Raw genomic sequence first — 14310 nt, forward strand, 5'->3', positions numbered from 1 at the left:
CTCACCTTTTTAATGTTTAATTTTTAAAAATCTTGGGATTAAAGAGCTCTTTTTACTTTACGAGAGCGTAGACAACGCGTGCAAACATAAATTCTCTTTGGACTTCCATCTACGATAGCACGAACGCGGCGTACATTTGGAGACCAAGTTCTGTTTCCTCTACGATGAGAGAAAGAAACAGTGTTTCCAAATATTTTACCTTTACCACAGATTTCACATTTTTTTGCCATAGAGCACACCTCCTATCCCAAATTTACATTTTCGTGTTTTTCAATACTCCTTATTCTACCATACAATGGCCAGACTTGCAATAAAAATAATGAGCTTTTAAAGGGGGAGTCTTATCTTGACAAGTAAATTTACTATCCATATAATAACGTTAGCTTAAATACTTTAGATAGGGGGGAAGTGATGAATTATTTACACATACAAGATATTTCTAAAACTTTCGAGGATAAAAAAGTCTTAGATCATATTGATTTACAAGTTGAAAAAGATGAATTTCTAACCTTATTGGGGCCCAGTGGTTGTGGGAAAACAACCTTATTAAGAATTCTAGGAGGTTTTGAGAGGGCGGACTCCGGTAAAATTTTATTTGAAGGTAGAGATATTAGTCAGCAGGCTCCCTATCAAAGACCCATGAATACAGTCTTTCAGCAATACGCCCTATTTCCTCACTTAAATGTATATCATAATATTGCCTTTGGTTTGAAATTAAAAAAGTTGCCAGCCAAGCTTATTAAAGAAAAGGTATCAAAGATTTTGGAGCTAGTAAATTTAGTTGGCTATGAGAACAGGACCATTCAAAGTCTCAGTGGGGGCCAGCAACAAAGGGTGTCTATAGCTCGGGCTCTAGTGAATGAACCCAAGGTCCTTTTGTTGGATGAGCCTTTGGCAGCCCTAGACCTTAATTTAAGAAAGAAGATGCAGCTGGAATTAAAAACCATGCAACAACAAGTAGGTATTACCTTTATCTATGTAACTCACGACCAAGAAGAGGCCCTAACTATGAGTGACCAAATCGTAGTCTTAAATGAAGGGAAAATCCAACAGGTAGGGTCTCCTGTTGAAATCTATAATGAGCCTAAAAACTCTTTTGTGGCAAAGTTTGTGGGTCAAAGTAACATTCTAAAGGCGACTATGAAAAGAGACTTCTTGGTCACCATCAAGGACATTGACTTGGATTGTGTAGACAAGGGCTTTGCAGAAAATGAAAAGGTCCAAGTGGTCATTCGACCAGAAGATGTGGAAATATCAAAAACCAAGGGGCAATTCCAAGGAAGGGTTCTTTCTACGGTTTTTAAGGGAATCCACTATGAAATGGTCTTGGATATCATGGGTAAACACTGGCTAAGCCAGTCCACTCGACCCTGGCAAGAAGGAGAAGAAATTCGGGTCTATATAGACCCTGATAATATTCATGTCATGAAGGAGGAAGACCATGCGTAAGTTAAGCCTACCTTATTTTTTCTGGCTCTTGGTCTTCGTTGTTTTTCCCCTTATTTTAATTGTCCTCTTAAGTCTACAAGAGGGGAAAAGTTTTGACTTACTCCATATGAAATGGACCTTGGACCACTATGAAAAGTTTTTTTCTCCCATGTATTTAAATATTTTGGCCAGAAGTATTAAATTTGCTGTCTTGTCCACCATAGCCTGTTTAATTGTGGGTTATCCAATCGCCTATTTTATCAGCCAACTGCCAGAGAATAAAAGAGATTTCTATATTGTTTTAATCTTGATTCCCATGTGGATGAATTTTTTACTAAGGACTTATGCCTGGATTACTCTTTTGGGCAACCATGGAATCCTAAACAATCTCTTAGGATTATTGGGCTTGGGACCATTTTCGCTTATGTACAACCAAGGGGCAATCTTTGTGGGAATGATCTATAACTTTTTGCCCTTTATGGTCTTACCCATCTATACGGTTCTTTTAAAAATGGACAAGGACTTGATTGAGGCAGCTAGAGATCTGGGAGCTACCAATGGAATGGTTTTTAGAAAGGTAGTTTTTCCGCTGTCCCTTCCTGGGGTAACCAGTGGAATAGGCTTGGTTTTTATTCCGGCCATTTCCACCTTCGTCATCCCTGGTTTCTTAGGGGGTAACAAGTACCCCTTTATTGGAAATTTTATTGAACAACAATTCCGCTTTACCGGAAATTGGTCCTTTGGATCAGCCTTGTCGGTTAGTTTAATTGTCATTTTAATCTTATTCATCCTTATTGGAGCCTTGGTTAATAAATCTAGATTGAAGGGAAGGGATAAGCAAATTGAAAATCTTTAGACGGTGTTATTTATTTCTTGCCTATTTATTTCTCTATGGCCCCATTTTTGTTATGATTGGCTATAGCTTTAATGACACCAAGCTAAGAGGTGTTTGGGCCGGCTTTACAGGACGATGGTATCTAAACTTATTCCAAAATCAAGAAATCTTAACAAGTTTTTACTATACTTTAATTACAGCCGTGGTGGCGACCTTGATTTCAGTTCTCCTAGGTACCATCACTAGTTTAGGCTATTATTTCTTAAAAAAACCCCACCAGGCCATACTAATGAACTTAAACCAATTACCAGTTTTTAATCCAGATATTGTAACAGCCATTGGTTTAATGAGTATATACCAACTCATGCACCTGAGGTTGGGTCTATTTACCCTAATCTTGTCCCATGTAGTTTTTTGTACTCCCTATGTAATTTTAAGTATCTTGCCTAAATTAAAACAGTTAAATCCTAGAATGATTGAAGCCTCCTTGGACCTAGGGGCTACCCCTCTTCAAACCCTAAGCAAGGTAGTGATTTATCAAATCAAGCCGGGAATCTTATCTGGAGCCTTAATGAGCTTCACACTTTCCTTAGATGATTTCGTCATTAGCTTTTTTACCACAGGGTCTGGAGTTAGTAACTTAAGTGTTTCTCTTTATTCTATGGCAAAAAAGGGGATAGATCCCTCTATGTACGCTCTTTCTACCATTATGTTGGTTTTAGTTTTTAGCTTGTTATTTATCATCAATAAAAAATTTGATGGTTTACATTGGTCTTAAGGAGTAAAATGAAAAAATTAATTGTCCTGTTGACTTGCTTGTGCATTCTAACAGCCTGTAAGGGATCCGAAGAAAATATAGTTCATGTCTATAATTGGGGAGAATACATGAGTGATGAAGCAATAAAGTTATTTGAAAAGGAAACTGGGTATAAAGTAATATATGAAACCTATGCTTCTAATGAAGACCTCTATGTTAAGTTGTCTTCTTCCACCGAGGCTTATGATGTAGTCGTTCCATCGGATTATTTAATTGAACGCTGCATCAAGGAAGACCTGGTACAAAAAATAAACAAGGAAGCCATTCCAAACTTTCAAGGAATTTTTGATTCCTTAAAGAATCCTTCCTATGATCCAGGAAGCCAATATTCGGTCCCTTATTTTTGGGGGACTCTAGGGGTGGTTTACAATGGAAAAAATATCAAGGAAAAGTTAGACAGCTGGGATTGCTTATGGGATGAAAAATATAAGGGAAAAATTCTCATGTATGACTCCCAAAGAGATAGCCTTGCCATTGCCCTGAAGAGGCTAGGTTTTAGTATGAATTCAAAAAAAATCCAGGAGCTAGTTCAAGCCAAAGGTTCTTTAATCCAGCAAAAGCCACTTGTCTATGCCTATTTGGCAGACGAGAGCCGGGATGTTATGGTTCAAGGTGATGCAGACCTGTGTGCTATGTACAGTGGGGATGCCGTCTTGATGATGGAAGAAAATAAAGACTTACGTTATTTTGTTCCAAAAGAAGGATCCAACCTATTTATGGATTCTTTTATGATTCCTAAAAATGCTAGAAATCTAAAAGGAGCAGAGGCCTTTATCAATTTCATGTGCAGACCGGACATTGCCCGGTTAAATGTAGATGAGGTCCAAGGCTATTCAACTCCTATTAAAGCAACCTATGAGGGCTTGCCAAAGGATATTAAGAACAACCCAGTAGCCTACCCGGATTTAAGTAAGTTGCCGCCTCTAGAAGTTTACAAGGATTCTTCAGATATCAATGATCTTTATTATGATTTATGGGCTGAAGTCCAGGCTGCTTCTTAGAAGGATATGAAAGGAAAGGGTGTAGTAAAATGCATTACAAATATTTAATTTTAGGAAATGGAATTGCAGGCCACGCTGCTGCAAAGGAAATTCGGAAAAATGATCCAGAAGGATCCATTGCCCTTATTGGAAATGAAGGCTATCCTACCTATTTTAGGATTAAATTAACAGAACTTATCCGCAGTGATATTGATGATTCTTTGTATCTAGGAAAACAAGAAGAATACGATCGCTTGAAAATCGACCTGTTTTTAAATACAGAAGTAGCTAAAGTGGACTTTGATAAAAAGAGTTTAAAAACATGTGAAGATGAGGAATTTACCTGGGATAAACTCTTAATTACAACAGGAGCCTCCTCCTTTGTACCACCTATTCCAGGAGTAGAAAAGAAAAATATTATGACCATAAGAAGCCTAGATGATCTGAAAGACTTTAAAGACGCCTTGGAAAGAGCTGAAGATGTAACTGTAATCGGTGGTGGACTTTTAGGTCTTGAAGCGGCTTATTCCATCAATCAAACCGGGAAAAAAGTCCATATCATTGAAACCTTTGACCACCTACTAGGTAGACAACTCAATACGGAAGAGGGAAGAAAGGTAGAAGAAGCCTTGAAGAAGATGGACATGGATGTTTATTGTGGAAAGAACACTAGCCAATTCTTAGGTCAAGACCAAGTTAGTGGAATTGAATTGGCAGATGGTAGCCAAATAAAATCCGAATTGGTTTTATTATCTACAGGTGTTCGACCCAACCTTGGCCTTTTTAAAAACAGCGACTTAGGAATTGACCGGGGAATTAAAGTAGACCAAACTATGAAGACAAACTTACCAGATGTTTATGCTGCTGGGGACTGTGCCCAATTTGGCAATGTAGTTTTAGGCCTGTGGACAGCAAGTATGGAAAATGGGAAAATTGCTGGCTATAACCTATCTGCAGATGGTCCAGCAAAAACTTATGAAACACCTAAAAACTTTACTGAACTATCCATTGGAGATATCAAGGTCTTTAGCGTTGGACAAACTGGCGATGAACTCGTGGTTTATGGCGAAGATACCCCTGAATATGAACTTAGGGTCTTTGTCCAAGACGGAAAGCTAGTAGGGGGAATTCTTTCAGGAAATACCAAAGAAAAGACTAAGCTAAAGAATGCTGTCTTTAACCACCTGTCTATTGATGAATTTAAAAAGGAATTTCCAAATTTAAAGGCTTGATGCTTTTTATTTTCCTTCATTCATGGTATGATAAGTTAAAGTAAAACCATTGAAAGAAGATGGAGGATTATGCAATGAATAGAAAACTAAAAAACTTGGTAGTTCTCGCACTATTTCTAGTAATATTATTTGTGAGTACTTTTACCGGCGCCTTTGGTCACCAATATGAATGGCCACAACTTGACAAGGATCAAGGAAATTTTCATGGATTGATTTTCGATACACCGACAAATGTTAGTAATTTAAATGTTGTTCGGTCTATTGATCAAAACGAAAAAGACCCCTTGGTGCGCTATGATATTCAATTTACCTATACTGGGGATAATTCCAATATGCGGATTTTAGGAGTACCCAACCGTCATGTTTATCTACCAGAAGGTGTACAAGCCCACCGGAGTAATGTCACTCTTAAGGGAGAATATGACAAAATAAATCAAAACCTATTTGAAAAACTTTCCACCAGTGGTCTTCTAAAAAAAGAAGGTCTTTCAAGTTTTAGAGCGGTTTCTCAAATGAGAGTACCCCTATCTAGCAAGGTGGCAGACTATTCTTTTACAGTTTATGAAAAACCAATTCCTCTATTTTCTAGGAATTATGATAAACTTGCTGACTTAAGCGTTTTCATTACCAATGCTCGGATGGACCGCTTTACAGATTCTAACATAGCCAAAAAAGGATCTAACTTGAAAGTAAACACCAAGGCAGATTCTCAAGCGGGAACCTATGTGAACCATTTGGAAAGAATTGACGAAGGAAAGCTAAACAACATTTCCTTGAAAAAAAATATTTGCACCATATTATTTATTCTTTCTTTACTTGGAACAGTTCTGTTTATTTGGCTGGATAAGAATAAACTATTCTATGGGGCTATGATTTTTATGATGATCATGATTCCATCATTTTATCCATTAATGGATGTAGGTGTATCTACCCTAGCCATGTTACTGCTTTATCCTCTATTGGCCTTTATTGCAGCCTTGGCATCTAAGTTAATGCACTATGACCAAGTAAAAATAACAACCAACGACTTAAAACAATCTCTGGCTTTTACAATCCTATTCTTTATTTTGAATATGTTGATTTTTATCTTGCCCAGGGCATTTTAAATAAAAGTTAAAGACTTTAAATCTCCTAAGCTGGTTCAGCCTAGGAGATTTTTTTATGAATAGTCTATAAGGAAATCTTTACCAGAAAAATAGAAAACCTTTACATGCTTGTTAATTAATTATGAATGAAGTATAATAAGAATATAAAAAGAAATGGAGGAGAATTATGAAGAAAACATCACTTGTACTTGCTCTTGTTATGCTATTATCTACTCTATTAGTTGCTTGTGGAGGCACAAACAACAATGGAGCTAACAATAATGGCCCAGCAGAAGCAGGCGCTGAAGCAACAGACATATCTGTAGGTTTTGTTACAGATGAAGGCGGAGTCAATGACGAGTCCTTTAACCAAGGGGTTCATGAAGGCTTGATGAAGGCAGAAAAAGACCTAGGAATCAAACAAAGCTATCAAGAATCCAACGTAGCTGCAGACTATGCAAAAAATATTGACACCCTACTTGATGCAGACAATAACCTAATCGTTGCAGCAGGATTTAAACTTGCTGACGATGTGGAAAAGAAAGCTAAAGAAAACCCAGATGTTAACTTTGCCATCATCGACTTTGCTTATGAAAATACTCCTGAAAACTTAGTAGGAATTGTTTTCCAAGCAGAACAACCATCTTTCTTAGTTGGTTACATTGCTGGGCGTACAACTGAAACCAATAAAGTTGGTTTTGTTGGAGGTCAAGAAGGAAATGTAATCTGGGGCTTTGACTATGGTTATGAAGCTGGAGTTAAATATGCAGCCAAAGAACTTGGTAAAGAAATTGAAGTAACCAAACAATATGTTGGAAACTTTAAAGACGTACCAAAGGGAAAATCCATTGCACAAACCATGTTTAATGGCGGATGCGACGTTGTCTTCCATGCAGCAGGAGATGCTGGGGCTGGAGTTATTGAAGCAGCTAAAGAAGCTGGAAAATGGGCAATTGGTGTAGATAAAGACCAATACAGCTTAGCACCTGAAAATGTATTAACTTCCGCTATGAAACGTGCAGACGTAGCTGTTTATAATATTATAAAAGACCTGGCAGATGGCAAACCATTCCCAGGTGGTCAAACTATTACCTACAGCTTAAAAGATGGCGATGCAGTAGATATTGCTCCATCTTCAGATAAAAATGTTAAGCCAGAAATTTTGCAAGAAATTCCTAAACTAAAAGAAAAAATTATTAAAGACGAAATCAAGGTTCCTTACAACGAAGAAACTTATAAAGAATTCGAAAAGACTCTTTAATAAATCATGATTTGAGGCAGGGAAACCTGCCTCTTTTTTTTACATAAAATAAAGAGAAAGAAAGGCCATTAAACATGTGTCCATAAGGCTTATTTTATGGTATAGTATATTTAAATAAGGAGGTATCTTTTGGTTAATTTAGATCATGACTTAGCAGTTGAAATGCGGCAAATAACAAAAAAATTTGGCAACTTTACAGCCAATGACTCCATCGATTTTGACTTAAAAAAGGGAGAAATCCACGCCCTTTTGGGAGAAAATGGTGCCGGTAAATCAACTTTAATGAATATACTTTATGGCCTGTATACACCTACAGAGGGCGAGATTTTCATTAATGGAGAAAAAACAAATATCTCCAATCCAAACGATGCCATTGCCCATGGATTGGGTATGGTTCATCAACATTTTATGCTTATTGAACCCTTTAAGGTTTATGAAAACATTATATTGGGTGTTGAGCCCATGCAGGGTATGTTTATTAATCGGAAGAAAGCAAGAGAAAAAGTGGAGGACCTATCTAAAAAATATGGTCTTTCTATTAATGTGGACAGCTACATTAGAGATATTAGTGTAGGGATGCAGCAAAGGGTAGAAATTTTAAAGGCTCTTTATCGGGGGGCAGAAATCCTAATTTTTGATGAACCTACGGCTGTTCTAACCCCTCAAGAAATTGATGAATTTATCGAAATTGTACGGAACCTTGCTGCCCAAGGAAAAAGCATCATCATCATTACCCACAAACTCAAAGAAATTAAGGCCATGGCTGATCGGTGCACCATTATCCGTCGGGGTAAAAAAATTGATACAGTAGATGTTCCTAGTGTTTCCCCGGAAGAACTAGCCAGTAAGATGGTTGGTCGAAATGTAGATTTTCGCATTGAGAAAAAGCCAAGTCAAGTTGGAGATGTGGTCTTAAAAGTGGACCAACTAAACTATACCGACAAGCGAAAGGTCAAGATTTTAAATGACTTTTCCCTAGACCTCCACTATGGAGAAATTCTAGGAATTGCTGGAGTTGATGGCAATGGACAATCGGAACTTCTAGATATTTTAACAGGTTTAAGAAAGACGGATTCTGGCAAAATTTATTTGAAGGATAAGGACATTACCAATAAATCTCCTAGAGAAATTCAGGAAAGTGGCATGAATTGCATACCGGAAGACCGGCAAAAAAGAGGCTTGGTCCTAGAGTTCACAACGGCGGAAAACCTAGTTTTGGAACAGTACCGTCATGCTCCCTATTGTAAAAAGGGCATCTTGCAAGAAAAGGTCATTCAAGATCATGCAGACCAACTCATGACCAAGTTCGATGTTCGGCCCAACAATGCCAACTACATTGCAGGAGACTTGTCTGGAGGGAACCAACAAAAACTGATTATTGCCCGAGAAATAACCAATGATCCCGATGTTTTAATTGCAGCCCAACCTACTAGGGGACTGGATGTAGGAGCTATCGAATACATCCATCAATTCCTAGTGGAACAAAGAGACAAGGGAAAGGCTGTTTTACTAGTGAGTTTCGAATTAGATGAAATTATGAACCTATCAGATCGGATAGGAGTTATTTACGAAGGAAAAATTAACTTCCTAAGCAAACGAGAAGATACCAATGAGAGAGAACTAGGTCACTATATGGCAGGAGGTGGAACAAATGAAGCTAAATAAACAAAGTCATTTATTTAACACCATCCTGAGTATTTTAATGGGCCTGTTGGTAGGGGGAATCCTCCTACTGGCTATTGGAGTTAACCCTCTTGCCGCCTTAAAAGTCATTATCCTAGGAGCTGTTGGAAAACCAAAGTATATTTCCTGGACCCTGGTTCAAGCAACTCCCTTAATCTTAACAGGTTTGAGTGTGGCCTTTGCCTTTAATACAGGTCTCTTTAATATTGGAGCAGAAGGACAATTTGTCGTAGGTTCTTTAGCTGCAGTTATTGTTGGGGCCCTTGTACCTTTGCCACCAGTTATCCATGCTATAGTAGCTATCTTAGCAGGAATGCTAGCTGGAGTTATTTGGGGTGGACTTGTGGGCTTTTTTAAGGCGAAATTCGGCATCAATGAAGTGGTAAGCTCCATTATGTTAAACTGGGTAGCCCTGTATTTAAGTAATCTTTGTATGGCCTATCCTTTTATCAGAAAACCTGAAAGCGATAACTCCTATGATATTTTAGAATCTGCCAGTATAAAATTCCTAGGCCAATGGAAGCTATCCGAAGCAGGAAGGTCATTTTTAAAGGCCCATAAGGTTTTAAAAGACTTTATGACACCGCCTCTTAACTGGGGGTTAGTCCTGGCCATTGTCTGTGCTATTGCTGCTTGGTACATTTTAAAACGTACAAGCCTGGGCTATGAATTAAAAGCCGTTGGCTTTAATAAAGATGCTGCAGAATATGGTGGGATTAACATTAAAAAAAGTATTATCGTATCCATGGCCATAGCCGGAGCCTTAAGTGGGCTGGCTGGAGCCGTTATGGTCTTAGGGGTTAATGAAAATATCGCCATGCTATCAGGCCAACAAAACTATGGATTTAATGGGATTGCCGTTTCCTTAATTGGAGCCAATGCTCCCTTGGCTTGTATACCGGCAGGAATCCTATTTGCAGCCCTGACCTATGGTGGTGGAAAACTGAATTCCCAACTCAATACACCATCAGAAATCGTCAACATAATCATTGGAATTATTGTATTCTTTATAGCCATGCCAAAACTCTTCCAGCTGATTAAAAATTATCTAAATAAAGGCAAGGGCATGAAAAAAACTGGGGAGGTCAAAGTCAATGAATGATATTGCAGGAATCTTAGGAATTACATTAATGTATTCCACCCCACTAATCTACACAGCCATGGGGGGCTTAATTAGTGAAAACTCAGGTGTTGTAAACATCGGTTTAGAAGGCATGATGACTATAGGAGCTGTTGTTGCCGCCACTGTTGGTTACTATGTCCAAAACCCCTGGATAGCTTTTCTCTGTGCTGGCTTAGCAGGAATGGCCCTGGCCCTCTTGCATGGGATTGCCACCATTCAATTTGGGGCTGACCATGTAGTTTCAGGGACAGCCATTAACTTAATAGGCCCCGGTCTTAGCGTCTTTATTGCACGAATCTTTTTTGACGGAGCCGCTATGACCAAGCCCATACCCTTTGACAAGAAACTACCTCAATTATTTTCAAATACCTTTGAGCCAACAAATCCCTTATCTTTAATCTTCAAACAATACGCTACAGTGTACCTGGCCTTTATCCTAGTAGCCATCGTCTATATCTATTTAAATAAGACCCGGTCAGGCTTGCGCTTAAGATCTGTTGGAGAACACCCCAGAGCCGCAGAAACTGTAGGGATCAATGTCTATAAGATGAAATACATTGGGGTCTTGACATCAGGATTTTTAGCTGGATTGGGAGGAGCCAGTCTTTCCCTAGCCATTGTAGCCAACTTTAAAGAAACCCTAGTATCCGGTCAAGGTTTTATCGCCTTGGCAGCCGTTATTTTCGGTGGTTGGAAACCAATTGGAGCCTTGGTTGCCTGTCTACTCTTTGGAGCGGCAGAAGGCCTTGTAGTTTATTTGGGCTATTCTGGTTACAATATTCCACCAGACTTATTAAATATGCTCCCCTATGTTTTAACAATTATCGTCTTAATCTTATTTGTAGGAGAAGCCAATGGCCCAACAGCCAATGGAAAACCCTATGAATCACAAAAATAAAAATCGACTTGAAGATATTGGGACCCTGAAAAGTCCCAATATTTTTTTAGTTTTGAGCTACTTGAGGATAAAGATATGAAATTCAAAGTGCTAAAAAGAAAGGGAAAGATATGATTCGAATAGCTCTTATAGATGACCAGGAAATTTGGCTTCAAAAATTAGAAAAAGACCTCGAAGAAATCCTTTTAAGCTTGGGAAAAGAAGGAAAAATTCAATCCATGACCAAGGCCACCACGCTATTAGAAGAGTACCAAGACGGCTATTATTTTGACCTATTATTTATAGACATCCAAATGAAAGACTTAGACGGGATTCAGTTAGGAGAAAAAATTCGGAGTTTAGGAGATAATCGGGTAAAGATGGTTTATGTTTCTGCCTTTCCAGATCTGGCCTATAAGGCCATCAACAATGAAGTGATTGGATTTATAGACAAGGCATCCTATTGTAAAAAAGACTTAGAACTTGTTTTAAAAAGGGCACTTAAAAAGTTGGAAAAAACCACAGAATACTATGAATTTTTTCAAAATAGGCAAAAAAGATCCATTGACCAAGAAAAAATTCTCTATTTTTTTAAAGAAGGGAGAAAGGTTGGCATCCAAACCATAAGCTCTGAAGGCTACCAGATCCTATGGATTTCTGGGGATTTAAAAACAGCGACCCAGGACTTGGGAGATAGGTTTTTGCAAATTCGCCAGGATCTTGTCATTCAACGGTTTTATGCTAAAGATTTGGGGAATTATAGGGTGAAAATGCAGGATGGAAAAGTTTTCACAGTAGGCAGGTCTTATCAAAAGGATTATTGGGGTGTAGGCAAATGACTAAAGGGGAACTTATTTTATTTGGAGTAAGTGAGATTATTTACGTATACTGCATATTTGCTTTTTTTGAACTTTTTTTAGAAAAAAGACCAATACATAAGAATATTTTTTATCTTATCACTTTTATAGTATGGGGGCTTGAAATGTTGTTAAGTTTAGAAAATTTTCCATCTATAGTTGTCTTTTTTGCTAATTTATTCATAGAAGTATCTATTGCTTGGTTTTTATTTAAGGGAAATTGGAAAAGAAAATTGGTTTCAGTCCTCTTTCTTGATAGTTTTTTAATAACCATGGATGTTTTTTCTTTTCTAATATTTAACAAGACAAAAATTAGTTTGGAATATATTTTCTTTATTCAGACACTTTGGCTTTTAACATGGACAAATTTAGTGAAAAAATATTTGGATACGAATTGGAAATTTTTGCCATGGAGATATCTTAGTGTATTTGTAACTATTCCTTTTATTTCTGTAATTGGGATAACTTTTGTGTTTATATTTATTAATGAGAAACCTGATTTTTATGAAACATTTCCTTTTCTTTTTATAATAGTCTATATTAATATGACTGTGCTCTTTCTCTATGAAGGTATAGGAAAATACATAGAAGAGACCAGACAAAAAGACCGGATTAAAAATCAAAGAGATGGTCTGGAGAAAGTCTTGGAAGAAAAGAACCGGAGTGAAATGGAGATACGAAAGTTTCGTCATGAGTATATTAACGATTTAACCAAACTCCAGTACCTACTAGAAGAGGGAGACTGTGATTTAGCTTGGGAAGCTATTGGAAGCCATCTTAATAACCTAAAAAGGACTTCTAAAAAAATATGGTTGGGAGACCCTCTTTTAGACTATCTTTTAGAGGAAAAAAGACAGGCTTTTTTGGATCTGGGAACAGAACTTATTTGGGATGTTGAACCCATTGGAAAAAGAGAGTCCATTAACTTTTCCCTCTATACTATTTTAGAAAATCTTTTAAAAAATGCTCTAGAAGCCTTAGAAGGAGCAGAGAATAAGTATTTATCCTTAGAAATTTCAAAGAACCAAGGCTTGGAGATCAAAATTGAAAATTCTTTTAAGGAAAAACCTCTAACTAGAAGAGGACGGTTTTATCGACGGGATAAAAAAGTTGGTAGGGGATTGGGACTGGTAATTACTCAGGAAGAAGTTCAAAAGCTCAAGGGGAAAATGGACATCTCTGTAGACGATAATTTATTTACAGTTTTTATTAAAATCCCTTGTTAAAAAGAGACAAGAATTTTTGCTAAATCTACATGTAAAATGTAAGTTTTACATCTTTTTGCTTTCAAGAGAAAAAAGATGTAAAATAGACTTACAGGAGAAGAGAGAAATTTGGCTAGATTTTTTGCTGGGAGATGGAAAGGAAAAATATTTAGTCAAAGGAGCTCTTGGGACCAAGATTTAGGGTGGCCAAGATTTTCGTATAGGAGGGAAGAAAATGAAAGAATTTTTTAAAAGTCGAAAGTTTCTTTATTTGCTAATTGTCCTACTTTTAATCACAAATATTTACACAGGCAGATCCTATTGGGGAATGAAGCTTGCAGGAATGGGAAAACATGTCTATCAGGTTGAGGCGGAAGACACGGAAACTTTTAAATTCTTTAAACCCATTACTCTTGGAATGGAAGTAAGGAGTGCAGAATTAAGTTACGATAAAGAAGCCTTTAAAAAAGTCTTTCCAGACCCAAAACAAGAGGATGAAATTAACCTAACCATGGCCATGTGGCTTGCTCAAGTGGACAATTACTATAAGTTTGCCAATGGTCATGAGCTAGTAGACAAACTCTTAGAAGAGGAAGGAGACAAGGTCTTCAAGGGACTGAATGTAAAAGAGGATCAGATTCTATGGTTGAGGGAAAACCTAGATGCTCAAATCAGGGATAAAAAAACACAAGAGCTACTTTTAAAGGGAGAGACTTATCCTCAATTTGAAGCAGTTTACCATTAAAATATTCGGGGAGAAAAGTGGAAAAATTAAAAACCCAATAAAAAATCCTAGAAGATGATGTGTACCCATAAAACTGGACACAATATTTAATTAATTCGTTGTAGTGGATGCTAACCTATACTTTGTAGGTGGCATCCATTTTGTTTTTGATTGAATTCTTTCGTTATTGTAATAATCTATAT

The 14310-nt window shown here is 37.4% G+C and carries 14 protein-coding genes; 13 read left to right on the forward strand and 1 reads right to left on the reverse strand.

The genetic code is table 11. The features are described from left to right. Positions 1–38 precede the first annotated feature (38 nt). The gene (gene rpmB / locus CS898_RS09220; RefSeq protein ID WP_083815457.1) at positions 39–230 is read right to left on the reverse strand and encodes a 50S ribosomal protein L28; all 192 of its coding nucleotides are present in this window, start codon (positions 228–230) and stop codon (positions 39–41) included. Between the two features lie 181 nt (positions 231–411). Between rpmB and CS898_RS09225 the strand changes: the two genes are divergently transcribed. From CS898_RS09225 to CS898_RS09285, 13 genes are all read left to right on the forward strand, one after another. Beyond that, positions 412–1449, forward strand: a complete 1038-nt coding sequence (locus tag CS898_RS09225; protein WP_009432037.1) for an ABC transporter ATP-binding protein — start codon at positions 412–414, stop codon at positions 1447–1449. Continuing rightward, entirely contained in the window at positions 1442–2284 is an 843-nt protein-coding gene (locus CS898_RS09230; protein ID WP_009431519.1) for an ABC transporter permease, read from the forward strand. The genes CS898_RS09225 and CS898_RS09230 overlap by 8 nt, the downstream gene beginning before the upstream one ends. After that, positions 2271–3041 carry an ABC transporter permease gene (locus CS898_RS09235; RefSeq protein ID WP_099208910.1) on the forward strand — a complete coding sequence of 257 codons (771 nt, stop codon included), beginning with the start codon at positions 2271–2273 and terminating at the stop codon, positions 3039–3041. Before CS898_RS09230 ends, CS898_RS09235 begins: the two co-directional genes overlap by 14 nt. Positions 3042–3049: 8 nt before the next feature. Beyond that, complete coding sequence (locus CS898_RS09240) at positions 3050–4081, forward strand: ABC transporter substrate-binding protein (RefSeq protein WP_099208911.1); 1032 nt, start codon at positions 3050–3052, stop codon at positions 4079–4081. Between the two features lie 29 nt (positions 4082–4110). Further along, positions 4111–5292 carry an NAD(P)/FAD-dependent oxidoreductase gene (locus CS898_RS09245; RefSeq protein WP_099208912.1) on the forward strand — a complete coding sequence of 394 codons (1182 nt, stop codon included), beginning with the start codon at positions 4111–4113 and terminating at the stop codon, positions 5290–5292. Positions 5293–5366: 74 nt separating this feature from the next. Beyond that, positions 5367–6398 carry a hypothetical protein gene (locus CS898_RS09250; protein WP_099208913.1) on the forward strand — a complete coding sequence of 344 codons (1032 nt, stop codon included), beginning with the start codon at positions 5367–5369 and terminating at the stop codon, positions 6396–6398. Between the two features lie 166 nt (positions 6399–6564). Beyond that, on the forward strand, positions 6565–7638 hold the full coding sequence (locus CS898_RS09255; RefSeq protein WP_099208914.1) for a BMP family lipoprotein: 1074 nt from the start codon (positions 6565–6567) through the stop codon (positions 7636–7638). A gap of 162 nt (positions 7639–7800) precedes the next feature. Continuing rightward, positions 7801–9303, forward strand: coding sequence for an ABC transporter ATP-binding protein (locus CS898_RS09260; RefSeq protein WP_099208920.1), 1503 nt, complete (start codon positions 7801–7803; stop codon positions 9301–9303). Continuing rightward, complete coding sequence (locus tag CS898_RS09265; RefSeq protein WP_009430213.1) at positions 9290–10423, forward strand: ABC transporter permease; 1134 nt, start codon at positions 9290–9292, stop codon at positions 10421–10423. Before CS898_RS09260 ends, CS898_RS09265 begins: the two co-directional genes overlap by 14 nt. Then, positions 10416–11342, forward strand: a complete 927-nt coding sequence (locus CS898_RS09270; protein ID WP_099208915.1) for an ABC transporter permease — start codon at positions 10416–10418, stop codon at positions 11340–11342. The genes CS898_RS09265 and CS898_RS09270 overlap by 8 nt, the downstream gene beginning before the upstream one ends. A gap of 110 nt (positions 11343–11452) precedes the next feature. Beyond that, on the forward strand, positions 11453–12160 hold the full coding sequence (locus CS898_RS09275; protein ID WP_099208916.1) for a LytR/AlgR family response regulator transcription factor: 708 nt from the start codon (positions 11453–11455) through the stop codon (positions 12158–12160). Then, complete coding sequence (locus CS898_RS09280; RefSeq protein WP_099208917.1) at positions 12157–13404, forward strand: sensor histidine kinase; 1248 nt, start codon at positions 12157–12159, stop codon at positions 13402–13404. The genes CS898_RS09275 and CS898_RS09280 overlap by 4 nt, the downstream gene beginning before the upstream one ends. Before the next feature lie 214 nt (positions 13405–13618). Continuing rightward, a complete protein-coding gene (locus tag CS898_RS09285) occupies positions 13619–14128 on the forward strand; it encodes a hypothetical protein (protein WP_099208918.1) in 510 nt (169 codons plus the stop codon). The last annotated feature ends 182 nt before the right edge of the window (positions 14129–14310 follow it).

This window comes from Urinicoccus timonensis (assembly GCF_900232945.1).
In the GTDB taxonomy this organism is placed as follows: Bacteria; Bacillota; Clostridia; order Tissierellales; family Peptoniphilaceae; genus Urinicoccus; species Urinicoccus timonensis.

Coding starts and splice junctions, on each gene's coding strand:
- CS898_RS09260 (WP_099208920.1), top strand. CDS start 7,801: ATGCGGCAAATAACAAAAAAATTTGGCAACTTTACAGCCAATGACTCC.
- CS898_RS09285 (WP_099208918.1), top strand. CDS start 13,619: ATGAAAGAATTTTTTAAAAGTCGAAAGTTTCTTTATTTGCTAATTGTC.
- CS898_RS09230 (WP_009431519.1), top strand. CDS start 1,442: ATGCGTAAGTTAAGCCTACCTTATTTTTTCTGGCTCTTGGTCTTCGTT.
- CS898_RS09270 (WP_099208915.1), top strand. CDS start 10,416: ATGAATGATATTGCAGGAATCTTAGGAATTACATTAATGTATTCCACC.
- CS898_RS09255 (WP_099208914.1), top strand. CDS start 6,565: ATGAAGAAAACATCACTTGTACTTGCTCTTGTTATGCTATTATCTACT.
- CS898_RS09275 (WP_099208916.1), top strand. CDS start 11,453: ATGATTCGAATAGCTCTTATAGATGACCAGGAAATTTGGCTTCAAAAA.
- CS898_RS09225 (WP_009432037.1), top strand. CDS start 412: ATGAATTATTTACACATACAAGATATTTCTAAAACTTTCGAGGATAAA.
- CS898_RS09245 (WP_099208912.1), top strand. CDS start 4,111: ATGCATTACAAATATTTAATTTTAGGAAATGGAATTGCAGGCCACGCT.
- CS898_RS09240 (WP_099208911.1), top strand. CDS start 3,050: ATGAAAAAATTAATTGTCCTGTTGACTTGCTTGTGCATTCTAACAGCC.
- rpmB (WP_083815457.1), bottom strand. CDS start 230: ATGGCAAAAAAATGTGAAATCTGTGGTAAAGGTAAAATATTTGGAAAC.
- CS898_RS09265 (WP_009430213.1), top strand. CDS start 9,290: ATGAAGCTAAATAAACAAAGTCATTTATTTAACACCATCCTGAGTATT.
- CS898_RS09280 (WP_099208917.1), top strand. CDS start 12,157: ATGACTAAAGGGGAACTTATTTTATTTGGAGTAAGTGAGATTATTTAC.
- CS898_RS09250 (WP_099208913.1), top strand. CDS start 5,367: ATGAATAGAAAACTAAAAAACTTGGTAGTTCTCGCACTATTTCTAGTA.